The organism is Streptomyces sp. NPDC050508 (assembly GCF_040655155.1).
GTDB lineage: Bacteria > Actinomycetota > Actinomycetes > Streptomycetales > Streptomycetaceae > Streptomyces.
This window is the reverse complement of sequence record NZ_JBFAJJ010000001.1, coordinates 27,496-49,996: the sequence shown is the minus strand read 5'-3', so window position 1 is coordinate 49,996 and position 22,501 is coordinate 27,496. Positions and strand designations below refer to the sequence as shown.

Here is a 22,501-nt window from a genome sequence, read left to right as displayed (position 1 = left end):
CGCCCGGTTCCACGTGGCGACGCCTGCCCCTACACTGGCAGCCCACGAGGTACCGGGTGACCTGCGAGAACAGGTCGGTCGAGCCGACCCGCCGGAGTGAGGAGCGACCCCCCTTGTTCTACTACCTCCTAAAATATGTCATTTTGGGGCCCTTGCTCCGACTGGTCTTCCGGCCTCGGATCGAGGGCCTCGACCACATACCGGAGACCGGCCCGGCGATCATCGCCGGCAACCATCTCTCCTTCGCCGACCACTTCCTGATGCCTGCGGTCCTCAAGCGCCGCATCACCTTCCTCGCCAAGGCCGAGTACTTCACCGGCCCCGGCATCAGGGGCCGCCTCACCGCGACCTTCTTCCGCAGCGCGGGCCAGATCCCGGTCGACCGCTCCGGCAAGGAGGCGGGTCAGGCCGCGATCCGCGAGGGCCTCGGCGTCCTCAGCAAGGACGAGCTCCTCGGCATCTACCCCGAGGGCACCCGCTCCCACGACGGCCGCCTCTACAAGGGCAAGGTCGGCGTCGCGGTCATGGCCCTGAGGGCTCAGGTCCCCGTCATCCCCTGCGCGATGATCGGCACCTTCGAGGCCCAGCCGCCCGGCAAGGTCATCCCCAACATCCACCCCGTGACGATCCGCTTCGGCAAACCCCTCGACTTCTCCCGCTACGAAGGCATGGAGAACGAGAAGGCGGTCCTGCGCGCCATCACCGACGAGATCATGTACGCGATCCTGATGCTCTCCGAGCAGGAGTACGTCGACCAGTACGCGGCCGTCGCCAAGGCGGCGGAGGCGGCTGCGGCGAAGGAGCGCAAGTTCCCGCGGCTGCCGCTGAGTTGAGCGCGTTCGAGCTGACGCGAGTGAGGGGCGGCCGGTTCAGAACCGGCCGCCCCTCGTCACGTACGACTGCTGCCTACGACTTGCTGCTTACGGCACCGGCGTCGCGTGCGGGGTGCACGTGAAGTCGGCGGCGTCGAGCTTGCCGGTCAACAGGTAGGTGTCCACACGGGAGTTGATGCACGGGTTGACCAGGCCGGTCACACCGTGGGAGCCCGCGTCCTTCTCGGTGATCAGGCGTGAACCCTTGAAGCGCTGGTGCAGGACGACGGCGCCTTCGTACGGCGTGGCGGCGTCACGCTGGGACTGCACGATGAGGACCGGCGGCAGGCCCTTGCCGGTCTTGACCTCGACCGGGGACTGCTGCTTGACGGGCCAGGTGGCGCACGGCAGGTTCATCCAGGCGTTGGACCAGGTCAGGAACGGGTACTGCTTGTTGAGCTCCGTGTTGTCCTTGTCCCACTTCGCCCAGCTGGTGGGCCACTTGGCGTCGGTGCACTCGACGGCCGTGTAGACGGCGTTGCCGTTCTCCGAGGAGATGTTGCCCGCGGTGTTCGACAGGTCGGGCGAGGCCGCGTCGATCAGCGGCTGGGGGTCACCGGCGAAGTACTTGCTGAACGCGGTGGCGACCGGTATCCACGAGGAGTCGTAGTACGGGGCGCCCTGGAAGAAGCCGAGCAGCTCGGCCGGACCGACGACCCCGCCGAGGGGGGTCTTCTTGGCGGTGGCGCGCAGTTCGAGCCACTTGGCCTGGACGGCGGCGCGGGTGGTGCCGAGGTGGAAGGCCGCGTCGTTCTTGGCGATCCAGTCCTCCCAGTCCTTCCAGCGGCCCTCGAAGGCGACGTCCTGGCCCAGGTTGGCCTCATACCAGATGTTGTCGCGCGCCGGGTTGACGACACTGTCGACGATCATGCGACGCACGTGGCTCGGGTACAGGGTGCCGTAGACGGCGCCGATGTAGGTGCCGTAGGAGACGCCCAGGAAGTTGAGCTTCTTCTCGCCGAGGGCGGCGCGGATGACGTCCAGGTCGCGCACGGTGTTCGGCGTGGTCATCTGCGCGAGCATGGTGCGGCCGGTGCGCTCGGCACAGCCGTCCGCGTACTCACGGGCCAGCTTGCGCTGCGCGTCCTTGTCGGCCGTGGTGTCCGGCACCGGGTCCGCCTTGGGCGCCTTCACGAACTCCTGCGGGTCGATGCAGGAGATGGGCGCCGAGTGGCCGACACCGCGCGGGTCGAAGCCCACGAAGTCGTACGCCTTGGACGTGTTGACCCACAGCGGGTTCTTGGTGGTGACCCGGAGCGGGAAGCGCATCCCGGAGGCACCTGGACCGCCGGGGTTGTAGACGAGCGCGCCCTGGCGCTCCGCCGCGGTGCCGGTGCTGACCGCACGGTCGACGGCGAGCTTGATCTTCTTGCCGTTCGGCTTGGTGTAGTCGATCGGTACGGTGACCCAGCCGCACTGCACCGGCTTGGCGAAGCCCCAGGCGGTGGGGCAGTCCTGCCAGTCGATCCCGGCCTTGGCGGCGCGGGCGGCGGTGAGCGCGGCGCCCTGGGCCGCCGCACGGTCCTGCCCGTGCCCTGCCGTCCGACTGGTCTGCGCGTTGGCCGCGGGTGCCACCACGGCGCCGGCTATCAGTGCCGCCGCCGCGAATCCGGCCGAACCGAACGCCATCACCCGGCTCTTCGGTCTGTTGTGCCTCAAGTGGGCCCCTCCCCGTACATCGTTGCGAAATGGTCTCGGAGGATCCTCGCGGCTGTGAGCCACCTGAGGACAGAGGCGGTTGACCTTCTTTACCAATCCGATAAGCGGAAACAGGCGTACCGCTCAGCGGATACTCAGCCGAGCGACGCCAACGCCTCGTCCAGCACCCGACGCAGTCGCAGCCCGTCCGCCGCGACAGCCGTCACCAACACGGCGGGCCCGGCGAGCGGCACCAGAGCCGCATGCTCCCCCAGCGTCCGCGCCACGACCGGCTCCCGCTCGAACTCCGGCTGTACGACAAGGAGTTGTCCCACAGCACGATGTCCCCCGAGCACGGCGGGCCCGTCCCAACCCCCCGGCGCTCCGGGGCCACAGGCCAACTCCTGGTCCAGGACGGTCCGTCCGGCGATCCGCAGGGTGAGACGGCTGGTGAGCCGTCCGGGTTCCTCACCGGCCCGCCCGAGCACCTGCTCCTCGCGCAGCACGAGCCGGGCGGAGGCGGCGAGGTCGACGCGGGTGGTGACATACAGATCACTGCCGCGCACGGAGATCAACTGCTCGGGCAGCCAGTGCAGTTCGCCGTCCTCGGCAACGTCGAGACGCACGTCGTAGCGTGACTCGCCTTTCGCCTGCCCAGGCAGCGCGATGGTCGCGGCAGCGGACCCGACCCGCAACCGAGCCCCACCCTCAACACCCGCCTCGACGGCGAAGTGATCCCCGCCGAGCGGCCCGCTCATGGCTCCGACAAGCATGACCCGAGCCTCGGACCCACTCGCCCGCGTCCGCCTCAGCGCGAGTGGCCCGTCACCCTCCAGCACGGGCAGCGCGGTACCGCCGCGCCCGTCCTCCCGGGCCACGATCCGCGCGGTGGCCCGTACCCCGGTCGCGATCACGCCGTCCACGCGGCGAGTTGCGCGCGCACCCAGGCGGCGACATCGGCTACGCCCGCCTCGGTCCGCAACGACTGGAAGACGACGGGCAGTTCGGCCCGCTGGGCCTTGGCGTCGGCGGCCATACGCCCCAGATCGGAGCCGACGTACGGCGCGAGGTCGGTCTTGTTGACGACCAGCAGATCGGCGGTGGTGACACCGGGCCCGCCCTTGCGCGGGATGTCGTCCCCGCCGGCGACGTCGATGACGAAGACCTGCGCGTCGACGAGGCCCTTGGAGAAGGTCGCGGTGAGATTGTCCCCACCGGACTCGACGAGGATCAGATCCAACGGCCCGACCTCGTCCTCCAGGTCCTCCACCGCTTCGAGGTTGGCGGAGATGTCGTCCCGGATCGCCGTGTGCGGACAGGCCCCGGTCTCCACCGCGGTGATCCGCTCAGGCGGCAACACGGCCTCCCTGAGCAGGAATTCGGCGTCCTCGCGGGTGTAGATGTCGTTGGTGACGACAGCCAGGGACAGCTCATCGCGCAAGGCCCGGCAGAGCGCGGCGACGGTGGCGGTCTTCCCGGAACCGACGGGCCCACCGAGCCCGATACGAAGGGCACGACGGGTACCGTCGGAACGCCGCGCGTCGGCGCTTACGGCGGCGGGGCCGTCGTGGGTGTGGTCGAGATGCATGGGGCGGCTCCTTCTGATTTCTACGGCGCCTATTTTGGTTTTGGGGGTTACGACACCTTGCGGCTCCGGGTTCTTGTCAGCCGGGGCCGGCACCCATCAGCCCGTCCGGCGTTTGAGGACGAGGCCGTCCAGGCCGATCGGGGGTCCAGGGGGCAGAGCCCCTTGGCGGGGCCGAAGGGGCAGAGCCCCTGGTGAGGGAATGGGTAGGGGCGGCGGGGGCGAGAAAACCCCCTACGACGCGAACAACCGCACAGCCCAAGCGGCATGCGCCTCCGCCCCGATCTCCAGCAACGGCGCGGAAGCGCAGGGCAAGGCGTCGACCCCCTCGTCGAGCACGCGCCGCCCCGCCTCCACCGCCCGATCGGCGACCAGATCCAACTCCGGTGCCAGCCGGGCCAGTACACCCGTGGCATCGAAAGGGTCGAGACTGAGCAGCCGTACGGTCGCGGAAGCCGGCCCGCTCACGCTCTCGTAGGCCGCGCAGTACGCCGCGTCCTCGGGACCGAGACCGGCCGCCCGGGCCACCAACCCCAGCACGACCGGTTGGTGCGCCCCCTTGGGGAACTCCCTTGCGAGGGCGTCGAGTTCGGCGGACGGCCAGGTCGCCCGAGCGGCCCGCATCAACTGCCGCCCGAGTTTCCGCGCGGCAAGCCGCAACGCGGGCGACGGCGTCCGCGCATCCGCAGCGGCGTCCAACTCCACCGGATCGACACCGAGTACGGCAGCCGCGGCGAGGGCAGCCGACACGAGCCCAGCCGTGTGCAACCGCCCCCGACAGAACTCACCGAGGCCGGCCGCGCCCGTGACCCGCCCCGCCTTGACGGCCGCCTCGGCCCCGCCGGAGTGCGCATGCCCTCCGGCGGGAAAGCGGCCGTCGGCGAGAACAAGTAGCGCTCCCCTGGACATCAGAAGAGGAAGTACCGCTGGGCCATGGGCAGTTCGGCCGCCGGAGTCGCCTCGACGAGCTCCCCGTCGATGTGCACGGCGAAGCTGTCGGGGTCGACCTGGACGCGCGGCCGGGCGTCGTTCTCCCGCATGTCGGCCTTGGTGACCGCGCGCGTGGACTCGATACCGACGAACTTCTTGCCGAGGTCGAGCCGCTCGGGCAGCCCGTCCTCGATCGCCAACGGCGCGACGAAGTTGAACGAGTTGGAAGCGGGCGCCCGCCCGATCGCCCCGAACATCGGACGCGGCAGGATCGGCTGCGGGGTCGGGATGGACGCGTTGGCGTCGCCCATCTGCGCGTAAGCGATCTGTCCGCCCTTGATGACGAGGTGCGGCTTGACGCCGAAGAACGCCGGTTCCCACAGCACGAGGTCGGCGAGCTTGCCGGTCTCGACTGAGCCGATCTCGCGGGCGAGGCCCTGCGCGAGGGCGGGGTTGATCGTGTACTTGGCGATGTAGCGCCGTACGCGACGGTTGTCCGCACGCCCGTCGCCCGGCAGCGAACCCCGCCGTCGCTTCATCACATGGGCCGTCTGCCAGGTCCGCATGATGACCTCACCCACACGCCCCATCGCCTGCGCGTCGGAGGAGATGATCGAGATGGCGCCGAGGTCGTGGAGGATGTCCTCCGCGCCGATCGTCGAGGGGCGGATGCGGGACTCGGCGAAGGCCAGGTCCTCGGGGACCGACGGGTTGAGGTGGTGGCACACCATCAGCATGTCGAGGTGTTCCTCGGCGGTGTTGACGGTGTAGGGCCGGGTCGGGTTGGTGGAGCTGGGCAGCACGTGCGGCTCGGAGACCACGGTCATGATGTCCGGCGCGTGCCCGCCGCCCGCACCCTCGGTGTGGTACGCGTGGATACCGCGTCCGGCGATCGCGGCGAGCGTGTCACCGACGAACCCGGCCTCGTTCAACGTGTCGGTGTGGATGGCGACTTGGATGCCGGTCCGGTCGGCGACGGTCAGCGAGGCGTCGATGACGGCGGGAGTCGAGCCCCAGTCCTCATGCAGCTTCAGTCCCAGCGCTCCCCCTCGGATCTGGGACATCATCGCGTCGTGCGAGGTGGTGTTGCCCTTGCCGAGGAAGCCGATGTTGAGCGGGTACTGCTCCATCGCCTCCATCATCCGGGCCAGATGCCAGGGACCGGGCGTCACGGTCGTCGCCTTGGAACCCTCGGCCGGTCCGGTGCCGCCGCCGACCAGCGTGGTGACACCGGCGGAGAGGGCCTCGTCGGCGATCTGCGGGCAGATGAAGTGGACGTGTGCGTCGACGGCGCCCGAGGTGAGGATGCGGCCGTTGCCGGCGATGACCTCGGTCTCGGGGCCGATCACCAGGTCGGGGTGGATGCCGTCCATGGTGTCGGGGTTGCCGGCCTTGCCGATGCCGGTGATCCGGCCGTCGCGGATGCCGACGTCGGCCTTGACGATGCCCCAGTGGTCGACGATCACGGCACCGGTGATGACGGTGTCGGGGGTGCCCTCTGCGCGCGTGGCCCGCGCCTGCCCCATCGACTCGCGGATGACCTTGCCGCCGCCGAACACGGCCTCGTCACCGGCGAGTCCGGGACCGCCGGAGCGGTCCTCCTCGATCTCGATCAGCAGATCGGTGTCGGCGAGCCGGATCCGGTCGCCGGTGGTCGGCCCGAACAGGTCCGCGTACGCGGCGCGGGAGATCTCAGGCATCGAGGGCACCTCCGGTCTCCCCGCGCAGTCCGGGCACGATACGGGCGCCGACCAGCGGGACGAGTTCGACGTCGACGGGGATCCCCGGCTCAAAACGCACGGCCGTTCCGGCGGCGACGTTTAGCCGCTTGCCGCGCGCGGCGGCACGGTCGAATTCGAGGCCGGGGTTGGCCTCGGCGAAGTGGTAGTGGGAGCCGACCTGGACGGGCCGGTCGGCGGCGTTGAGGACGGTCATCCGCGTGACCTCACGGCCCGCGTTGTAGACGATCGGGTCGTCCGCGAACAGGATCTCTCCGGGAATCATGGCGTCGCTCCCCTTCGTCAGACGATCGGGTCGTGGACGGTGACGAGCTTGGTGCCGTCCGGGAAGGTCGCCTCGACCTGCACGTCGTGGATCATCTCGGGGATGCCCACCATGACGTCGTCCCTGGTGAGCAGCTTGCGCCCGGAGGACATCAGCTCGGCGACGGTACGGCCGTCACGGGCGCCTTCGAGGATGTGCGACGTGATGAGGGCGACCGCCTCGGGGTGGTTCAGCTTCAGACCACGGGCCCTGCGCTTCTCGGCCACGTCGGCCGCCACGTGGATCAGCAGCCTCTCTTGCTCGTGCGGGGTCAGTTGCACGTCCCACCTCACAGTCCTCGCTCCGGACCGTGCGGGGTCCGGCTGCCGCAGCCGCCGGGCAAAGTCCCTGGTGGCGTGGATCGGCAGGCTAGTTGGACCGGGTTTCAAGCAAGTTAACCGAGCTGTGATCAGGGCAATCGCATCTACGCCCGTAGAGCACGCCCTCGCTACGAGGGATTCGGCCCCCGGTGTTCGGCCGCGATACCGAACCGCTGGTGTTCGCGGGGAGCGGAAGCGACCTCGCGCACGGCGGAGACGGCACTGATCACCCGCCCCTCGTCGACCCGGTCCAGCTCGTCCAGTCGCTCCAGGTCGGCGGCGGAGACAAGGGCGACGAGCGGCTTCCCGTGCCGCGTCACGACGACGCGCTCACCGCCGTACACCACCTTGTTGATCAGGTCGGCGAGCTCAGCCCTGGCTTGCGTCACCGGAATCTCGTAGGCCATGAGCCCATCATACGTTCCATACGTCCTGTACATTTTGTACAGAGCCAGCCAGAGTAGAGGCCAGTCACTGAGGGGCTACGCCATGACCCGACCGTCCGCCCGCCATGTCCTGCCAGAATTCACCGAGCGCAGCAGCTCCGGGTACCGGACGCTCGACCCTTACTCGAAGCTGCTGGAGGAGCGCATCGTCTTCCTCGGGACGCCGATCGACGACATCTCGGCGAACGATGTGATGGCCCAGTTCATGCACCTTGAGTACCAAGCGCCGGACCGGGACATCTCGCTGTACATCAACTCCCCCGGCGGCTCGTTCACCGCGATGTCGGCGATCTACGACACGCTGCAGTTCGTCACGTGCGACGTGGAGACGATCTGCCTCGGCCAGGCCGGCACCACCGCTGCGGTGCTGCTGGCGGCGGGCACCCCGGGCAAGCGGTCGGCGCTGCCGGGTGCGCGGTTGGTGCTCCACCAGCCCTCGCTGCCCGAGCCGATCCAGGGTCAGGCGAGTGATCTCGCCATCCAGGCCGAGGAGTTGGCGCGCACGCGGGCCCAACTGGAGGAACTGCTCGCCCGGCACACCGGCCGGACGGTGGAGCAGGTGAGCGCGGACATCGAGCGGGACCGGATCCTGGACGCCCAACAGGCCCTGGAATACGGGCTGGTGGACCGGATCGTGTCCACCCGCAAGACCTCGCTCACCGAGCCGGGCGGGGAGTGAGCCGACGATGCTGCCGCCGGAACTGCCACCGCTGCCCGCACTGACGCGCGCCGAGGGCGAGTTGATCGACCGTTACCTGGACGTGGCCGACCTGCTGGGCCGTATCAACCCGGCACATCACGGGGACACCTACCGTGGGCTGAGGGCCGCTCAGGCGCTGGTGGCCAAGGCCATCGAGTTGCGGGACGCGCTGGCGCTGATGCACCAGCGGGGCGAGACCGAGTTGCACGCCCCCACACTGGCGCGGGCGCTGCGCGTGCTGGACGGGGAGCGCCGCACGGCCCGCGTCACCCTCCCCGCGCGCTCGGACAGTTGAGGCACGCGGGACCGTTCCGGACGGACGCGTCCTGCCGTGGATCCGTCCGGGACGGAGTCGAAACGGACCGAACGGCGTACCCCCGTTCGGAGTAGACGCCCCTCCCCCCGCAAGGCCGTTGGGGTTGCGCAACGCGCGTAGTCAGAGGACGTAAGGGGACGTTCCGGTGCTGGTCCGAGGGGTGCGGACCCCCCGACGCCCCTTCGAACACGGGGGTGTCCACCCGAACGGGTGAGTGGTGAGTAACCCCACAAATCCCCGATTCCGTTGGGATTTTCGGACATCCATAGGTGAAGATCCCTGTCTGACGACAAGACCCCGCCGCAGCGGCGGGGCGATCCGGACGGACGCCGAGTCCTGCCAACGCCCGGATGACAGGTCGACAGGATTGCATCGGCAGGAGTGGAGGACCCAAGCACGACGGGTCGCCGGGACGGTCACGCCATGACCGGGTCGAGCAGCCCTTGGGGTGAAGCCGCGTCAGCGGCCGGGCAACTTCGCCAGCCCGAATCCGACAGGTCATCCTTCACAGGCGGCTGACGAAGGGTTGCGCATGACTGCGCTCAATCGTGTCCCGTCGCTGATGGTCCGGGCCGGTACGGCCTCGGCCTTCGCCATCGCCGCCGTGGGCGGCTCCGTCGTGATACCGGGTGTCGCATCCGACGCCGCGGCCGCGACACCCGCGACGAAGGCACTCCAGGTCGCGGCGTCCAAGAAGGGCGCCCCGTACAGGTACGGGGCCACCGGACCGGGCCGCTTCGACTGCTCAGGGCTCACGCTGTACTCGTACAAGAAGGCAGGCAAGAAACTGCCCCGTACGGCGGCCCAGCAGTACAACAAGACCCACCACATCTCGGCCGCGAGCCGCAAGGCCGGGGACCTCGTGTTCTTCCACTCGGGCTCCAGCGTCTACCACGTCGGCATCTACGCCGGGAAGGGAAAGATCTGGCACGCCCCGAAGACCGGGGACGTGGTGCGACTGCAGAAGATCTGGACCAAGAGCGTCTGGTACGGCCGGGTCAGCTAGGGCCTGTCCGACCTCGTTGAACCTCCCGAGGGGGTGGCGTCCCACCTGACGGGCCGCCACCCCCTCGGGTGTTCCTGGGTGTTCACGGCGCGGACTGCGGCTCCTGCTGGCCGGCCGCGGTCACCGGGCGGGCGGGCGCCGTCCAGGGCACCTCGATGGAGACCGTCTTCCCGCCCTCCCGTGTGGGCCGGACCTGGAGTTTGCCGCCGCACTCCGCGGTCAGCCAGCGGATGATGACCAGACCGCGGCCGTTGTCCTGCTGGACGGCGGCCGGCAGGCGTTTCGGGAAACGCGGGTGGCTGTCGGTGACGCCGATGCGCAGCTGTTCGTCACGCTCCAGCTCGATGTCCACCGTGAAGGTGGGTGACTGCCCGAAGGTGTGCTGTACGGCGTTGGTGGCGAGTTCGGAGACGATGAGGCGGATGGTGTCGGCGACCTCCGTGTCCGCCGGAAGTCCCCATTCCACCAGGGTCCCGACCACGTAGGAGCGGGCGGCGGAGACCGAGGCGGGATCGCTCGGCAGAGTGACGGATGCTTCCAGATGGTCTGCCATGGCGCGGTCGTCCCTTTCCCGCGGGACCGGTGTCCGACACGGAGCGGATGGTTCGAGTACGGTCCCGGACTGGTGCTTCTTCGCCAGACTGCCATTACCGCGTCGGTAACGGTGGCGATCCACCAAGATATGCATATATCTGTCGCTCAAAGCGGTGAACTCTGCGACCCCAGACCGTATTTGGGCGGCCCGAAAGGAGTAAGGAGTAACCCATGCAGTACGGTCCCGCGGTGCGCCGCCGGAAACTGGGCGCCGAACTTCGCGCGTTGCGTGCGGTAGCGGGGCTCACCAGTGGTGAGGCGGCCCGGCTCGTCGGCTGGCACCAGTCGAAGGTGAGCCGGATCGAGACCGGCGCGAGTGGCGTGAAACCGCCCGACGTCCGGTTACTCCTGGACGTCTACCAGGTCGGCGACCCACAACTTCGGGACATGCTGCTCGTGCTCGCGGGCTCCGACGACGGCGGCGGCCGGCACCACTGGTGGCACGCCTACCGCGGCGTACTGCCGCCCACCTACCGGGACTTCATCAGCCTGGAGGCACAGGCCAGCACGATGCGCAGCCTGGAGACGTCGGTGGTCCCCGGACTGCTGCAGACACCCGAGTACGCCCGGGCGGTGACCCGGGCCGCCGTGGGAGGCCTCGACAACGACGGCCCCGAGCGGCTCGACGCACTCGTGCAGGTGCGGCTGGCCCGGCAGGACGTGCTGCGCGCCGATCCGCCGCTGGCCCTGAGCGTGGTCCTCGACGAGGCGGTGGTGCGCCGGGAGGTCGGCGGGCCCGGAGTGATGGCACGTCAGCTGGACCGGCTCGTCGAGGCGGCTCACCTGCCCCAAGTCAGGCTTCAGGTGCTGCCGTTCGCCGCAGGAGCGCACATCGGCATCACCGGCCCTTTCGTTATCTTCTCCTTTCCGAGCACTTCTGATCTGGACGTGGTTGTTCTCGACCACTTGACGAGTAGCCTCTACCTCGAACGGAAAGAAGACCTAGAGGCCTACAGCGAGGCCTTCAACACCCTTCAGTTCCACGCCCTTTCACCCGAGGACTCGTTGGATTACATCGCCGGGATAGGTGACGGCGCGTAAGGAGGCACCATGTCTGCACTGCCTCGGAACGTACCTTCCAGTACCGAGTTGTCCGGAGTGCGGTGGCTGCGCAGCAGCTACAGCACGGGAGCGAACAACTGCGTCGAGGCGGCAAGTCCGCACTCAGGCCCCCGCGCGGGGCTGCTCGCCGTACGCGACTCGAAGGACCCGCAAGGACCCGCCCTGCTCTTCTCCCCCGAGAGCTGGACGGGCTTCCTCACCGCGTTCCACTGATCTGTCCGACCGTCAGCGACGCACGACCGTGTCACGCCGACTCATGGTCGCGTCTCGCCGATCACACGTACAGCGCGTTCGATCTCGGCCCCGGAGAGGTCCGCTCGGGCGGTCAGCCTGAGCCGTGAGATGCCGTCGGGCACGGAAGGAGGACGGAAGCAGCCCACGGCCAGCCCTGCCGTACGGCAGTCGGCCGCCCATTGCACGGCCGCCTCCGGGGACGGCGCACGCACCGAGACCACCGCGGCGTCCGGACGTACCGCTTCCAGACCCGCGGCGGTGAACCGTGTGTGCAGCTCACTCGCCACGGCGCGGGCCCGGGCGGCCCGCTCGGGTTCGCGCCGCAGCAGGGTGAGCGCGGCCAGGGCCGCACCCGCCGCCGCGGGCGCGAGTCCCGTGTCGAAGATGAAGGTCCGCGCCGCGTTGACCAGATGGTCGATGACCCGCGCCGGTCCGAGCACGGCACCGCCCTGACTTCCCAGCGACTTGGACAGGGTGACTGTCACGACCACGTCCTCGGCCCCCGCGAGCCCCGCCCCGTACGGCGCCCCGCGCCCACCGTCGCCCAGCACCCCGAGCCCGTGCGCGTCGTCGAGCAGCAGCCCCGCCCCGAACTCCCGGCACGCCTCCGCGAGCGCACCCACCGGCGCCGCGTCCCCGTCGACGGAGAACACCGAGTCGGACACGACGACGGCCTGCCCGTCGTGCGTCTGCAGCGCCTTGCGCACCCCGTCCGGATCCCCGTGGCCTACGACCTGGGTGGCGCCCCGGGCCAGTCGGCAGCCGTCGATCAGGGAGGCGTGGTTGCCCGCGTCGGAGACGATCAGCGAGCCGTGCGGCGCGAGGGTGGTGACGGCGGCGAGGTTGGCCGCGTAACCGGAGGAGAAGACGAGGGCCGCCTCGAAACCGCAGAACTCGGCCAGTTCACGCTCCAGTCGGGTGTGCAGCTCGGTCGTACCGCTGACGAGCCGCGACCCGGTGGACCCCCCGCCCCAGGTCCGCGCCGCCTCAGCAGCCCCCTCGACGACCTCGGGGTGGTGGGCCAGACCCAGGTAGTCGTTGCTCGCGAGATCGAGAAGCGGAGAGTCGGCGGGACGCGGCCGTAGCGTCCGGACAAGCCCGGCGCGGCGGCGCTGCTCCGCCTGGTCGTCGATCCAGCCGAACGCCATGGTTCCTCCGGGACTTTTGTAGGCAGTGCACAGACACTAATCGGACGACCAGCCGCCCAGGGTGTGGCAATACCCACACGTCGAACCCTGTGTCTTGTTCAATCTCTCCTTGGCCGCGGGCGGTCCCGTAGGACAGGATCGGGACTCATGGACCTGCTGAACACGCTCGTGGACAAGGGGCTTCGGCGCGAGCTGCCGACCCGCGCGGAAGCTCTCGCCGTCCTCGCCACCTCCGACGACGACCTGCTGGATGTCGTGGCCGCGGCCGGAAAGGTGCGCCGGCACTGGTTCGGCCGACGGGTGAAGCTCAACTATCTCGTCAACCTGAAGTCCGGCCTGTGCCCCGAGGACTGCTCGTACTGCTCGCAGCGGCTCGGCTCCAAGGCCGACATCCTGAAGTACACGTGGCTGAAACCCGACGACGCCTCGAAGGCCGCGGCGGCCGGAGTGGCGGGAGGCGCCAAGCGCGTCTGCCTGGTGGCCTCCGGCCGGGGTCCGACGGACCGGGACGTGGACCGGGTCGCGGGCACCATCAAGGCGATCAAGGACCAGAACGAGGGCGTCGAGGTGTGCGCCTGCCTGGGCCTGCTCTCCGACGGCCAGGCCGACCGGCTGCGCGAGGCCGGCGCGGACGCCTACAACCACAACCTCAACACGTCCGAGTCGACGTACGGGGACATCACGACCACCCACACGTACGCCGACCGGGTCGACACCGTGCAGAAGGCGCACGCGGCGGGCCTGTCCTCCTGCTCCGGCCTGATCGCCGGCATGGGCGAGAGCGACGAGGACCTGGTCGACGTCGTCTTCTCCCTCCGCGACCTCGACCCGGACTCGGTGCCGGTGAACTTCCTGATCCCGATGGAGGGCACCCCGCTCGCCGCCGAGTGGCACCTCACCCCGCAGCGCTGTCTGCGCATCCTCGCGATGGTCCGCTTCGTCTGCCCGGACGTCGAGGTCCGTATCGCGGGCGGCCGCGAGGTCCACCTGCGCACGATGCAGCCCCTCGCCCTGAACCTCGCCAACTCGATCTTCCTCGGCGACTACCTCACCAGCGAGGGCCAGGCCGGCCACGCCGACCTGGAGATGATCGCGGACGCGGGCTTCGAGGTGGAGGGCGCGGGCGAGGTGACGCTGCCGGAGCACCGGGCGACGGTGGGCGGCTGCGGATCGCACGAGGGCGCCGGGTGCGGTGGGGGCTGCGGCGGGCACGAGGGCGCCGGAGTCTGCGGTTCCGCTCCCGCTCCCGCTGCCGCGTCTACGTCCGCTCCCGTGCCGCAGGTCGACGAGGTGCGCCGTGACCTCGTCTCCGTACGCCGTCGAGGTGCCGGAACGGACATCGCGCCCAATGCCTGACCCGACCGGCCGCCTGCCTGTCCCGGAGCTGCTGGAGTTGGACCGGCGGCACGTCTGGCATCCGTACGGTCCGATGCCCGGCCGTGTCGACCCGCTCGTCGTGGAGTCGGCGAGCGGGGTGCGGCTCCGACTGGCGGACGGCGCGGGCGAGTTGGTCGACGGGATGTCGTCCTGGTGGTCGGCGATCCACGGCTACAACCACCCCGTGCTCAACGAGGCCGCGCACGAGCAGCTCGGCCGGATGAGTCACGTGATGTTCGGCGGGCTCACGCACGAGCCCGCCGTTCGGCTGGCGAAGCTCCTTGTCGACATGTCTCCGGACGGCCTGGATCACGTATTCCTCGCCGACTCGGGTTCGGTGTCGGTCGAGGTAGCGGTGAAGATGTGCCTGCAGTACTGGCGCTCGCTCGGCCGCCCCGCGAAACAGCGCCTGCTGACCTGGCGCGGCGGCTACCACGGCGACACCTGGCAGCCGATGTCGGTGTGCGACCCCGAGGGCGGGATGCACGAGCTGTGGTCGGGGGTGCTGCCCCAACAGGTCTTCGCGGACGCGCCGCCGACGGAGTACGAGGAGTCGTACGCCGACCATCTGCGCGAGTCGATCGCACGGCACGCGCACGAACTGGCCGCGGTGATCGTGGAACCGGTGGTGCAGGGTGCGGGCGGGATGCGGTTCCACTCCCCCGCGTATCTGCGCGTGCTGCGCGAGGCGTGCGACGCGCACGACGTGCTGCTGGTGTTCGACGAGATCGCGACGGGTTTCGGTCGTACGGGGGCCTTGTTCGCGGCGGAGCACGCCGCCGTCACCCCGGACGTGATGTGCGTGGGCAAGGCGCTGACCGGCGGCTACATGACGATGGCGGCGACGCTCTGCACGTCACGCGTGGCCGAGGGCATCTCGCGGGGCGAGGTACCTGTCCTGGCCCACGGCCCGACCTTCATGGGCAATCCGCTGGCGGCGGCCGTGGCTTGCGCGTCGATCGAACTCCTCCTGAACCAGGACTGGTTGACGGAGGTCAAGCGCATCGAGGCGGCCCTGCGGGAGGGTCTTGCCCCGGCGTCCCGCATCCCCGGCGTCCGGGACGTCCGCGTCCTCGGCGCCATCGGCGTGGTCCAGCTCGACCACGACGTGGACATGAAGGCCGCCACGGACGCGGCCGTACGCGAGGGCGTGTGGCTACGGCCGTTCCGCGACCTCGTCTACACGATGCCGCCGTACGTCACGGGCGACGCCGACCTGGCTCGGATCACCCGCGCGGTGTGCGCGGCGGCGCGGGAGGGATGACATGCCGGTACTGGTGATCACGGGCACGGGCACGGAGGTCGGCAAGACGATCACCACGGCCGCGGTCGCCGCGGCGGCGGTCGCGGCCGGCCGTACGGTGGCCGTCCTGAAGGCCGCGCAGACGGGTCTACGACCGGACGAGCGCGGGGACGCCGACGAGGTCGCGAGGCTCGCGGGCATCGTGACGGCCACCGAACTCGCCCGCTACCCCGAGCCGTTGGCCCCCGGCACGGCCGCACGCCGGGCCGGTATGCCTCCTGTCCGACCGCACGAAGTGGCCGAAGCCGCCCAGAAGTTGGCCACCGAGCACGACCTGGTGCTGGTCGAGGGCGCGGGCGGGCTGCTCGTACGGTTCGACACGGAGGGCGGCACACTGGCGGACGCGGCGCGGTTGCTGGGGGCCCCGGTCCTGGTCGTGGCGTCGGCGGGTCTGGGCACCCTGAACACGACGGAACTGACGGCCCGTGAACTCCGTTACCGGGGGCTCGACTTCCTCGGCGTGGTGATCGGCAGCTGGCCCACCGCACCTGATCTGGCGTCGCGTTGCAATGTGGCCGACCTGCCGGAGGTGGCGGGGGCACCGCTGCTGGGCGCGCTGCCGGAGGGGGCCGGGGCGCTCACACCCGCCGACTTCCGTGCTGCGGCGCCGAGTTGGCTGGCACCGCGGCTCGACGGGACGTGGGATGCGGAGGGGTTCCGGGGGCGGGAAGCGCCGCTCTCTTGGGACGGCGGCCCTGGGTGACCCTGCGGGCCGGGCCTTTGACATGATCACCAGGTGACGGATCACCAGCGGACAGACCCTTCAAAGGTGGCCGACGACCGGGTGTCGCTCACCTCGTTCCTCGACTACCAGCGCGCCACCTTGGCCATGAAGTGCCAGGGGTTGAACGCCGACCAGCTGAAGCGGCGAGCTGTTCCGACCTCAAGTCTGACTCTCCTCGGCCTCGTCCGGCACGCGGGCGAGGTAGAGACCAGCTGGTTCCGTTTCGTGCTGAACCAAGAGCAGCTCAAGCCCCGATGGCCTGCGGTCGACGGCGTCTACGGAGAGTTCCTGGTGTCCGACGCGGACGTCGACGAGTCGTTCACGCTCTGGCGAGAGGCGTGCGAGAGATCCCGCGCCGTCACGGACTCCTTCGAGTCCCTCGACGACACGGTGGCATTTCGGGGCGAGACCATCTCGCTGCGCTATGTCCTGACGCACATGATCGAGGAGTACGCGCGTCACAACGGCCACGCCGACCTGCTGCGCGAAGCGATCGACAGGGCGGTCGGCGAGTAGCGCGACGGGCGGGCCGGACCTTCGGAAGCCCTCGATCCGATGCGGTCCGGTCTATGACGCCTCTCCCTCGGCCAGCAGCCGTACCAGTTCGATCCGCGACCGGATGCCCAACCGGCTGAAGACACCGCGTAGATGGTGGTCGATCGTGCGCGGGCTGAGGGCGAGGCGGACGGCGATCTCTCGGTTGGTGGCGCCGTCGGCGGCCATGCGGGCGACCATGAGTTGCTGGGCGGTCAGGCGGGTGGTCGGGGCGAGGGCGCCGGGGGCGGGGAGGGCGGTCGCGGCCACCGGTGTGCCGAGGGCGCGGAGTTCGGCGCGGGCCTGGGCGGCGCAGTGCGGGGCGCCGAAGGACTCGAAGGCTTCCAGCGAGGTGTGCAGCCGGTCGCGGGCCTCGGTGCGGCGGCGCAGTCGGCGCAGGGCGCCGCCGAACAGCAGCTCTGTGCGGGCCCGTTCGAAGTCGCGGGTGCCGCGCGCGTGCAGGTCGAGGGCGGTGCGGTAGTGCTCGACCGCCTCGTCGCCTGGGGCGAGCAGGGCCCGGCAACGGGCGCTCAGGGCGAGGTCGTCGGGGCTGCGTACGGCACGTGCCCAGCGGTCGTAGTCGGCGTGTGCGGCGCGGGCGATTCGGGTGTCGCCGCTGCGGGCGGCGGCCTCGACGTAGTGCGGGGTGGCCAGGTGCCGGATGGCCCGGTGGCCGTGGCCCGGGCCGAACCCGGCGAGCGCGCGCAGTCGGGCAGCGGCGGCGGCGAAACGGCCGCTGCTGAGGTCGAGATAGGCGAGTGCCCATTGCGCGAGGGCGGCCGGTAGGCCCAGGCCGCGTCCGAGGGCGTACGAGCGGGCGGCGGCGGCACGTTCCCTGCAGACGTCGCCGTCGCCGGTGAGCGCCGCGAACATGGCGAGCGCTGCTTGTAGATGGCAGGCGCCGTTGTCCTGGCCGGTCGCGTGGGCCTGCCACAGGGCGTCCGCCGTGGCCGTCTCGGCGGCCCTCGGATGCCCGGTCCAGAACTCGGCGTAGGCCCGGAACTCCATCGCCTGCGCCACGACCACGGTCGCGCCCCGCGCCCGGGCCGAGGTCGCCGCCCGGACGGTGGCGGTGGTGGCGCGGGTGTGGTCGCCGAGCATCAACGCGGCGATCCCGGCATGGATGAGGAGGGTCGGGTCGCCTCCGGGGCCGCACCGTCCGGCGGCGGCCTTGAGCAGGTCCCGTGCGTCCTCGTACCGCCCCTCGAAGGCGGCGGCCAGTCCCCCGAGCGTCCCGTGCGGCACGATCCCGAGCCGGGAGGCGACGGCCGCCGCCTCCCGGCACCGTCTCAGGTCGCCGGTGTAGACGGCGGCTTCAGTGGCCCGGGCGAGGAGGTGAACTGCGTGGTCGGGGGCGGGAGTTCGGGGCACGGCGACCATGCGGGGTGTTTCGGTCGCCGCCGATGCCGGTCTCAAGTCGGCGCAGGGTTCCTCCAGTTCCCGCCGTGCCACCGCCGTCAGCAACGCGTCGAACGCTTCTGCTGCGTTGCCCGCTCTCAGCGCGAACACCCCGTTCAACGCGTCGCTGTCCGTCGCGGCGGCGAGTCTTCGCGCGCGGTCGCCCTCGCCTGACTGCCAGGCGTCACCGGCGGCGCGGTTGAGGAGGCGGGACTGTTCGCGCGGGTCGCGGGAGAGGGCAGCGGCGCGTTCGACCAGGGCACAGGCCAGTGCGTGCTCGCCGGTGTCGCGTGCCTTCTGCGCGGCCGTACGGAGTTCCGCCGTGAGGCGCACGCTGGGGCCGAGCGCGCCCGCTCCGCGGTGCCAGGACCGTCTGGGCGTCTCGCCGCCCGCGCGCAACACCCGTGCCAGCAACCGGTGGACGTCCCGCCGGTCCGCCGGTGACCCGGTCTCGTACGCGGCGATCCTCGTCCACGCGTCGCGGAACACCACCCCGCCGGCCGTCGCGTGCGCGGCCCCGGCCGTCTCGGCGGCCTCCAGGGGCCGGGTGTCGAGTCGGGCCGCCGCCACGGCGCGCAGGAAGGCGTGGGTGGGGACGGGGTACTGGTCGGCCGCGGCGAGCAGCAGGAGCAGGCGCGTGTCGTCGGGCAGTGCCCTGATCTCGCGGCGTCGCAGGCTCAGCAACTCCGGTGCCAGGGAGGCCGGTTCGGTCGGAAGGGGGTCGAGGCCCGCGGCCTGGCGTGGGGTCAGGCGGGCGAGGAGTTCGGCGGCGGCCCGCGGATCGCCGTAGGTCGCGCGCAGTACCCGGATGCGGACCCCTTCGGGGAGCGCGGGGTCGAGGGTTCGCCCCGTGTCGGTGCGCGACGGGGGCGAAGTGCGGTCTAGGGAAGTGGGGTTCACCGGAGTCAGCACACAACTGACGTTACTGGCGAGTTAATTCACCCGTAAAGACCGGCGATTTCGCCGATGCGGCGCGCGTAGACCCCCGCTGACACTCCTGACAACCCCACCCGTATCAGGAGGCATCATGCAGCGCCGCAAGCGTCGCATCGCCACGGCCCTCTCGGCCGTGACGACCTCGCTCCTTCTGTCACTCTCCCTGGCCTCGACGCCCGCTCACGCGGCGAGCCACAACCCGATCGTCTTCGTGCACGGTTTGAGCAGCGACTCCACAAGCTGGGACGACTGGATCGCGGACTTCGAGGCGGACGGCTACTCGTCCTCCGAGCTGTACGCGATCTCGTACGACTGGACGAAGTCGAACGTCACGACCGCTTCGACGCTGTCGACCTACATCCAGTCAGTCCTCGCCAGCACCGGCGCCTCGAAGGTCGACCTGGTGGTCCACTCCATGGGTGCGCTCAACAGCCGCTACTACCTCAAGAACCTCGGCGGGACCTCGTACGTCGACGACTTCGTGTCGGTCGCCGGGGTGAACCACGGGACGAGCATCGCCTCGCTCTGCGGCTGGCTGTACACGCCCTGCAAGGAGATGCAGACGGGGAGTTCCTTCCTCACGGCGCTCAACTCCGGTGACGAGACGCCCGGCAGCGTCTCGTACGCGGCCTACTGGTCGGACTGCGACGAGGCGATCAACCCGGACACCTCGGCCGAGCTGAGCGGCGCGACCAACGTCGACGTCGGGTGCATCTCGCACACCGACATGAACAACGACCACGGCGTCTACGAGCAGGTCCGGGACTTCATCTCCTGACCCTGGCCCTGTTCCTTCCCCGGCGACAGCGGGGGTGGTCAAGGGCGGCAGGGGGGACAATCCCGGTAGGGACCGGTTTCGGCCCGGTCCGTTCCGGGAGGTCGCCATGCCGCTACGGTCCGCAGGCTCCGGCACAGTCGGCGCAGTGCCGCGGGACGCCGTCCACCACCCGCTGTTCGCCCGTTACTACGCCCGTTTCAGCGTGAGCGCCGAGTCACGGTTCGGCCTGGCCGGGATGCGGGACCGGCTGCTCGCCGGGCTCTCCGGGCGGGTGATCGAGATCGGGGCCGGAAACGGCCTGAACTTCGCGCACTATCCGAACGCCGTCTCGGAGGTCGTCGCGATCGAGCCCGAGCGGACCCTGCGGCACCTGGCCGTCGAGTCCGCCCTTCGCTCCGAGGTGCCCGTCGACGTGGTACCTGGTGCGGCGGAGAAGCTGCCCGTGAAGAGCGAGGCCTTCGACGCGGTCGTACTGTCATTGGTGCTGTGCAGCGTGCACGATGTGCCGCGGGCCCTCGGCGAGGCACGGCGGGTGCTGCGGCCCGGCGGAGTCGTCCGGTTCTTCGAGCACGGCAGGGGCGGCGGACCGGCGATGGCGTTCACCCAGCGCGCCCTGGACCGCACGCTGTGGCCACCCCTGAACGGCGGCTGCCATCTGTCCCGCGACCCGGTCGGCGCGCTGCGGGACGCGGGGTTCGAACTCGGGCCGTACCGGCGGGTGTTGATCCCGGAGAAGGGGCCCACGCTGCCGACCTCGTACTGCGTCCTGGGTACCGCGTGGCGCCCTGCCGCCGAGGAGTGATCACAGGCTCCACTGGCGCAGTTCCTGCGCGATGTCGTCGACCGACGCCTCACCGCTCTTGACCAACCGGGCCAGATCGCGGACCTGTTCGGGCGAGGTGACGACCTTCAGGCCGCTGGCGACGAGGTAGGCGTATGCCACGGCGGAGGCGAAGAGGGCGTTGGAGCGCTCCAACGCGGGGACGTGGATGAGGAGTTGGAGTAAGGCGGCGGCTCGCGCGTACGGGCTGTCGTAGACCGGGACGTCGAATATGTCTGCCTGGTGGCGGGCGACGGCGGCGACGAGCGCGCCCCAGTCGGTGACCTGCGGGTCTCCGGGTGTGTTGTGTTCGGCGAGCATCAGCAGCCAGGCGAGGTCGATCCTGAGGTTGTTCAAGGGATCAGCGGCGACCTTCGCGGATGCTCTCCCCGTCGGCGCCGAACTCGTCGGCGAAGACGGACTCGTACTGCTTCATGAAGTCGGCGGCGGCCTCGACGAAGGTGTGGCCGACCTCTCCGGTGTCCTGTCTGACCAGCTCTTCTATGTACCGGTTGACACTCATGCCACGGGCCAGGGCACGCTCCCGCGCCGCGCGGGCGGTGCCCTCGTCCACGCGTACGTTCAGCTGGGTCTTCGCCATACCTAGACGCTAGCGCCGGATTGCTAGCACCGGCAAGTGCTCCTCCGAGGGGTGGAGGACGGGTGGAGAGTGTCCCTTACACCGGTATCGGGGGCCCGACCTGGGAGGGAGACCACCTCGGCCGCACGGGGGATATCGGGTGTGCGGCGCGTCACACTAGGCTCGGCCCGCGACGAGGGCGTCGGAACGACGACCGGAACGACGACCGGCGAAAACGAGCGAAGACGAGCGAAGACGACGAGTGAGGGAATCTCAGGGGGGCTGTCTTGTCCACATCTGCTGCGGAGCACGCTCCGGGCCAGGCCTCGGCCGGCGGGATCGCGGCCCGCGCCCACGGTCTGACCAAGGCGTACGGATCGGGTGAGACGACCGTGCTCGCCCTGGACTCGGTGGACGTGGACATCGCGCGCGGCCGCTTCACCGCGGTCATGGGCCCCTCGGGCTCCGGGAAGTCCACGTTGATGCACTGCCTTGCGGGGCTCGACACGGTCTCGGCCGGACAGGTGTGGCTCGGCGACACCGAGATCACGGGGCTGAAGGACCGCGAGCTGACGCGGCTGCGCCGGGACCGGATCGGCTTCATGTTCCAGTCGTTCAACCTGATCCCGACCCTCAACGCGGCCGAGAACATCACGCTGCCCATGGACATCGCCGGCAAGAAGCCGGACCAGAAGTGGCTGGACCAGGTCATCGACACGCTCGGGCTGCGGGACCGGCTGAAGCACCGGCCGTCCCAGCTGTCCGGGGGCCAGCAGCAGCGGGTGGCCTGTGCGCGGGCGCTCGCCTCCCGGCCCGAGCTGATCTTCGCGGACGAACCGACCGGCAACCTCGACTCACGGGCGGGCCTCGAAGTGCTCGGCTTCCTGCGCGACGCCGTCGACGGTCTCGGCCAGACCGTGGTCATGGTCACCCACGACCCGGGTGCCGCCGCCCACTCCGACCTGGTGCTCTTCCTCGGGGACGGGCGGATCGTGGACGAGATGGAGCGGCCCACGGCGGAGGCGGTGCTGGAGCGGATGAAGCGCTTCGACCTGGGGAGGGGCCAACTCGGCGGCCCTGGCCCTGGCCCTGGTCCCGGTCCCGACCTCGGTCCCGGCGAGGACCCGACCGACGTAACCCTCGACAAGGACTGAACC

Annotated in this window: 26 protein-coding genes and 1 riboswitch; of the genes, 13 read left to right on the top strand and 13 right to left on the bottom strand. The window is 70.3% G+C overall.

From position 1 onward, the window contains the following. The first annotated feature begins 113 nt into the window (after window positions 1–113). The gene (locus tag AB0I69_RS00255; protein WP_363093183.1) at window positions 114–833 is read left to right on the top strand and encodes a lysophospholipid acyltransferase family protein; all 720 of its coding nucleotides are present in this window, start codon (window positions 114–116) and stop codon (window positions 831–833) included. Between the two features lie 87 nt (window positions 834–920). Here AB0I69_RS00255 and AB0I69_RS00250 read toward each other — a convergent pair whose 3' ends face one another. The 8 genes from AB0I69_RS00250 to AB0I69_RS00215 all read right to left on the bottom strand — a co-directional run bounded on the left by AB0I69_RS00250 (window position 921) and on the right by AB0I69_RS00215 (window position 7,795). Further along, entirely contained in the window at window positions 921–2,501 is a 1,581-nt protein-coding gene (locus AB0I69_RS00250) for an alpha/beta hydrolase (protein WP_363094137.1), read from the bottom strand. Window positions 2,502–2,665: 164 nt separating this feature from the next. Beyond that, window positions 2,666–3,433 (bottom strand): urease accessory protein UreD, encoded by a 768-nt coding sequence (locus tag AB0I69_RS00245; protein WP_363093182.1) that lies wholly within the window; start codon window positions 3,431–3,433, stop codon window positions 2,666–2,668. Next, window positions 3,421–4,098 carry an urease accessory protein UreG gene (gene ureG / locus AB0I69_RS00240; RefSeq protein WP_363093181.1) on the bottom strand — a complete coding sequence of 226 codons (678 nt, stop codon included), beginning with the start codon at window positions 4,096–4,098 and terminating at the stop codon, window positions 3,421–3,423. Before ureG ends, AB0I69_RS00245 begins: the two co-directional genes overlap by 13 nt. Before the next feature lie 231 nt (window positions 4,099–4,329). Next, complete coding sequence (locus tag AB0I69_RS00235; RefSeq protein WP_363093180.1) at window positions 4,330–5,004, bottom strand: urease accessory UreF family protein; 675 nt, start codon at window positions 5,002–5,004, stop codon at window positions 4,330–4,332. Next, entirely contained in the window at window positions 5,004–6,725 is a 1,722-nt protein-coding gene (locus AB0I69_RS00230) for an urease subunit alpha (RefSeq protein WP_363093179.1), read from the bottom strand. The genes AB0I69_RS00235 and AB0I69_RS00230 overlap by 1 nt, the downstream gene beginning before the upstream one ends. Beyond that, the gene (locus AB0I69_RS00225) at window positions 6,718–7,029 is read right to left on the bottom strand and encodes an urease subunit beta (RefSeq protein WP_329245133.1); all 312 of its coding nucleotides are present in this window, start codon (window positions 7,027–7,029) and stop codon (window positions 6,718–6,720) included. The genes AB0I69_RS00230 and AB0I69_RS00225 overlap by 8 nt, the downstream gene beginning before the upstream one ends. 17 nt (window positions 7,030–7,046) lie before the next feature. Continuing rightward, entirely contained in the window at window positions 7,047–7,349 is a 303-nt protein-coding gene (locus tag AB0I69_RS00220; protein WP_019059531.1) for an urease subunit gamma, read from the bottom strand. Window positions 7,350–7,516: 167 nt separating this feature from the next. After that, a complete protein-coding gene (locus tag AB0I69_RS00215) occupies window positions 7,517–7,795 on the bottom strand; it encodes a type II toxin-antitoxin system Phd/YefM family antitoxin (protein WP_363093178.1) in 279 nt (92 codons plus the stop codon). 82 nt (window positions 7,796–7,877) lie between these two features. Between AB0I69_RS00215 and AB0I69_RS00210 the strand changes: the two genes are divergently transcribed. The 3 genes from AB0I69_RS00210 to AB0I69_RS00200 all read left to right on the top strand — a co-directional run bounded on the left by AB0I69_RS00210 (window position 7,878) and on the right by AB0I69_RS00200 (window position 9,856). Next, complete coding sequence (locus tag AB0I69_RS00210) at window positions 7,878–8,513, top strand: ATP-dependent Clp protease proteolytic subunit (RefSeq protein WP_363093177.1); 636 nt, start codon at window positions 7,878–7,880, stop codon at window positions 8,511–8,513. 7 nt (window positions 8,514–8,520) lie between these two features. Further along, the gene (locus AB0I69_RS00205; RefSeq protein ID WP_363093176.1) at window positions 8,521–8,829 is read left to right on the top strand and encodes a hypothetical protein; all 309 of its coding nucleotides are present in this window, start codon (window positions 8,521–8,523) and stop codon (window positions 8,827–8,829) included. 338 nt (window positions 8,830–9,167) lie between these two features. Continuing rightward, a riboswitch (cyclic di-AMP (ydaO/yuaA leader) is annotated at window positions 9,168–9,379 on the top strand. A 3-nt stretch (window positions 9,380–9,382) separates the two neighbouring features. Next, on the top strand, window positions 9,383–9,856 hold the full coding sequence (locus AB0I69_RS00200; RefSeq protein ID WP_359610411.1) for a C40 family peptidase: 474 nt from the start codon (window positions 9,383–9,385) through the stop codon (window positions 9,854–9,856). Between the two features lie 82 nt (window positions 9,857–9,938). On the opposite strand, the gene AB0I69_RS00195 is transcribed toward AB0I69_RS00200, so the two are convergent. After that, window positions 9,939–10,409: an ATP-binding protein gene (locus AB0I69_RS00195; RefSeq protein ID WP_363093175.1), complete on the bottom strand. Its 471-nt coding sequence runs from the start codon at window positions 10,407–10,409 to the stop codon at window positions 9,939–9,941. Window positions 10,410–10,621: 212 nt separating this feature from the next. Between AB0I69_RS00195 and AB0I69_RS00190 the strand changes: the two genes are divergently transcribed. Both AB0I69_RS00190 and AB0I69_RS00185 read left to right on the top strand, forming a co-directional pair. Next, entirely contained in the window at window positions 10,622–11,491 is an 870-nt protein-coding gene (locus AB0I69_RS00190; protein ID WP_363093174.1) for a helix-turn-helix transcriptional regulator, read from the top strand. Window positions 11,492–11,500: 9 nt separating this feature from the next. After that, window positions 11,501–11,725 carry a DUF397 domain-containing protein gene (locus tag AB0I69_RS00185; protein WP_363093173.1) on the top strand — a complete coding sequence of 75 codons (225 nt, stop codon included), beginning with the start codon at window positions 11,501–11,503 and terminating at the stop codon, window positions 11,723–11,725. Window positions 11,726–11,766: 41 nt separating this feature from the next. Here the strand turns inward: AB0I69_RS00185 and AB0I69_RS00180 are convergent, their stop codons facing one another. Next, on the bottom strand, window positions 11,767–12,894 hold the full coding sequence (locus tag AB0I69_RS00180) for an 8-amino-7-oxononanoate synthase (protein ID WP_363093172.1): 1,128 nt from the start codon (window positions 12,892–12,894) through the stop codon (window positions 11,767–11,769). Window positions 12,895–13,041: 147 nt separating this feature from the next. On the opposite strand from AB0I69_RS00180, the gene bioB reads away from it, so the two are divergent. The 4 genes from bioB (at window position 13,042) to AB0I69_RS00160 (ending at window position 16,814) form a co-directional block, all read left to right on the top strand. Continuing rightward, a complete protein-coding gene (gene bioB, locus AB0I69_RS00175) occupies window positions 13,042–14,250 on the top strand; it encodes a biotin synthase BioB (protein ID WP_363093171.1) in 1,209 nt (402 codons plus the stop codon). Continuing rightward, the gene (locus tag AB0I69_RS00170) at window positions 14,243–15,535 is read left to right on the top strand and encodes an adenosylmethionine--8-amino-7-oxononanoate transaminase (protein ID WP_363093170.1); all 1,293 of its coding nucleotides are present in this window, start codon (window positions 14,243–14,245) and stop codon (window positions 15,533–15,535) included. The genes bioB and AB0I69_RS00170 overlap by 8 nt, the downstream gene beginning before the upstream one ends. A gap of 1 nt (window position 15,536) precedes the next feature. Next, window positions 15,537–16,277: a dethiobiotin synthase gene (gene bioD, locus AB0I69_RS00165; protein WP_363093169.1), complete on the top strand. Its 741-nt coding sequence runs from the start codon at window positions 15,537–15,539 to the stop codon at window positions 16,275–16,277. A gap of 66 nt (window positions 16,278–16,343) precedes the next feature. Next, complete coding sequence (locus tag AB0I69_RS00160) at window positions 16,344–16,814, top strand: DinB family protein (protein WP_363093168.1); 471 nt, start codon at window positions 16,344–16,346, stop codon at window positions 16,812–16,814. Between the two features lie 51 nt (window positions 16,815–16,865). Here the strand turns inward: AB0I69_RS00160 and AB0I69_RS00155 are convergent, their stop codons facing one another. Next, the gene (locus AB0I69_RS00155) at window positions 16,866–19,142 is read right to left on the bottom strand and encodes a LuxR C-terminal-related transcriptional regulator (RefSeq protein WP_363093166.1); all 2,277 of its coding nucleotides are present in this window, start codon (window positions 19,140–19,142) and stop codon (window positions 16,866–16,868) included. 115 nt (window positions 19,143–19,257) lie between these two features. Between AB0I69_RS00155 and AB0I69_RS00150 the strand changes: the two genes are divergently transcribed. Both AB0I69_RS00150 and AB0I69_RS00145 read left to right on the top strand, forming a co-directional pair. Next, complete coding sequence (locus AB0I69_RS00150) at window positions 19,258–19,944, top strand: triacylglycerol lipase (protein ID WP_363093165.1); 687 nt, start codon at window positions 19,258–19,260, stop codon at window positions 19,942–19,944. Window positions 19,945–20,050: 106 nt separating this feature from the next. Then, on the top strand, window positions 20,051–20,746 hold the full coding sequence (locus tag AB0I69_RS00145; RefSeq protein WP_363093164.1) for a class I SAM-dependent methyltransferase: 696 nt from the start codon (window positions 20,051–20,053) through the stop codon (window positions 20,744–20,746). Here the strand turns inward: AB0I69_RS00145 and AB0I69_RS00140 are convergent, their stop codons facing one another. Together AB0I69_RS00140 and AB0I69_RS00135 are read right to left on the bottom strand one after the other, a co-directional pair. Beyond that, window positions 20,747–21,121: a fic family toxin-antitoxin system, toxin component gene (locus AB0I69_RS00140; protein ID WP_363093163.1), complete on the bottom strand. Its 375-nt coding sequence runs from the start codon at window positions 21,119–21,121 to the stop codon at window positions 20,747–20,749. Between the two features lie 4 nt (window positions 21,122–21,125). Next, the gene (locus tag AB0I69_RS00135; RefSeq protein WP_363093162.1) at window positions 21,126–21,365 is read right to left on the bottom strand and encodes a toxin-antitoxin system HicB family antitoxin; all 240 of its coding nucleotides are present in this window, start codon (window positions 21,363–21,365) and stop codon (window positions 21,126–21,128) included. A gap of 266 nt (window positions 21,366–21,631) precedes the next feature. Here AB0I69_RS00135 and AB0I69_RS00130 point away from each other — a divergent pair, with 266 nt between their 5' ends. Continuing rightward, window positions 21,632–22,498 (top strand): ABC transporter ATP-binding protein, encoded by an 867-nt coding sequence (locus AB0I69_RS00130; RefSeq protein ID WP_363093161.1) that lies wholly within the window; start codon window positions 21,632–21,634, stop codon window positions 22,496–22,498. Window positions 22,499–22,501: the final 3 nt, after the last annotated feature.

What these genes read in the sequence shown, in the direction of transcription:
- AB0I69_RS00215 (WP_363093178.1), bottom strand. Translation starts at nt 7,795, where the DNA reads ATGGCCTACGAGATTCCGGTGACGCAAGCCAGGGCTGAGCTCGCCGAC.
- AB0I69_RS00135 (WP_363093162.1), bottom strand. Translation starts at nt 21,365, where the DNA reads ATGGCGAAGACCCAGCTGAACGTACGCGTGGACGAGGGCACCGCCCGC.
- AB0I69_RS00185 (WP_363093173.1), top strand. Translation starts at nt 11,501, where the DNA reads ATGTCTGCACTGCCTCGGAACGTACCTTCCAGTACCGAGTTGTCCGGA.
- ureG (WP_363093181.1), bottom strand. Translation starts at nt 4,098, where the DNA reads ATGCATCTCGACCACACCCACGACGGCCCCGCCGCCGTAAGCGCCGAC.
- AB0I69_RS00180 (WP_363093172.1), bottom strand. Translation starts at nt 12,894, where the DNA reads ATGGCGTTCGGCTGGATCGACGACCAGGCGGAGCAGCGCCGCCGCGCC.
- AB0I69_RS00225 (WP_329245133.1), bottom strand. Translation starts at nt 7,029, where the DNA reads ATGATTCCCGGAGAGATCCTGTTCGCGGACGACCCGATCGTCTACAAC.
- AB0I69_RS00190 (WP_363093174.1), top strand. Translation starts at nt 10,622, where the DNA reads ATGCAGTACGGTCCCGCGGTGCGCCGCCGGAAACTGGGCGCCGAACTT.
- AB0I69_RS00235 (WP_363093180.1), bottom strand. Translation starts at nt 5,004, where the DNA reads ATGTCCAGGGGAGCGCTACTTGTTCTCGCCGACGGCCGCTTTCCCGCC.
- AB0I69_RS00200 (WP_359610411.1), top strand. Translation starts at nt 9,383, where the DNA reads ATGACTGCGCTCAATCGTGTCCCGTCGCTGATGGTCCGGGCCGGTACG.
- AB0I69_RS00150 (WP_363093165.1), top strand. Translation starts at nt 19,258, where the DNA reads ATGCAGCGCCGCAAGCGTCGCATCGCCACGGCCCTCTCGGCCGTGACG.
- AB0I69_RS00210 (WP_363093177.1), top strand. Translation starts at nt 7,878, where the DNA reads ATGACCCGACCGTCCGCCCGCCATGTCCTGCCAGAATTCACCGAGCGC.
- AB0I69_RS00250 (WP_363094137.1), bottom strand. Translation starts at nt 2,501, where the DNA reads ATGGCGTTCGGTTCGGCCGGATTCGCGGCGGCGGCACTGATAGCCGGC.
- AB0I69_RS00205 (WP_363093176.1), top strand. Translation starts at nt 8,521, where the DNA reads ATGCTGCCGCCGGAACTGCCACCGCTGCCCGCACTGACGCGCGCCGAG.
- AB0I69_RS00230 (WP_363093179.1), bottom strand. Translation starts at nt 6,725, where the DNA reads ATGCCTGAGATCTCCCGCGCCGCGTACGCGGACCTGTTCGGGCCGACC.
- bioB (WP_363093171.1), top strand. Translation starts at nt 13,042, where the DNA reads ATGGACCTGCTGAACACGCTCGTGGACAAGGGGCTTCGGCGCGAGCTG.
- bioD (WP_363093169.1), top strand. Translation starts at nt 15,537, where the DNA reads ATGCCGGTACTGGTGATCACGGGCACGGGCACGGAGGTCGGCAAGACG.
- AB0I69_RS00145 (WP_363093164.1), top strand. Translation starts at nt 20,051, where the DNA reads ATGCCGCTACGGTCCGCAGGCTCCGGCACAGTCGGCGCAGTGCCGCGG.
- AB0I69_RS00170 (WP_363093170.1), top strand. Translation starts at nt 14,243, where the DNA reads ATGCCTGACCCGACCGGCCGCCTGCCTGTCCCGGAGCTGCTGGAGTTG.
- AB0I69_RS00195 (WP_363093175.1), bottom strand. Translation starts at nt 10,409, where the DNA reads ATGGCAGACCATCTGGAAGCATCCGTCACTCTGCCGAGCGATCCCGCC.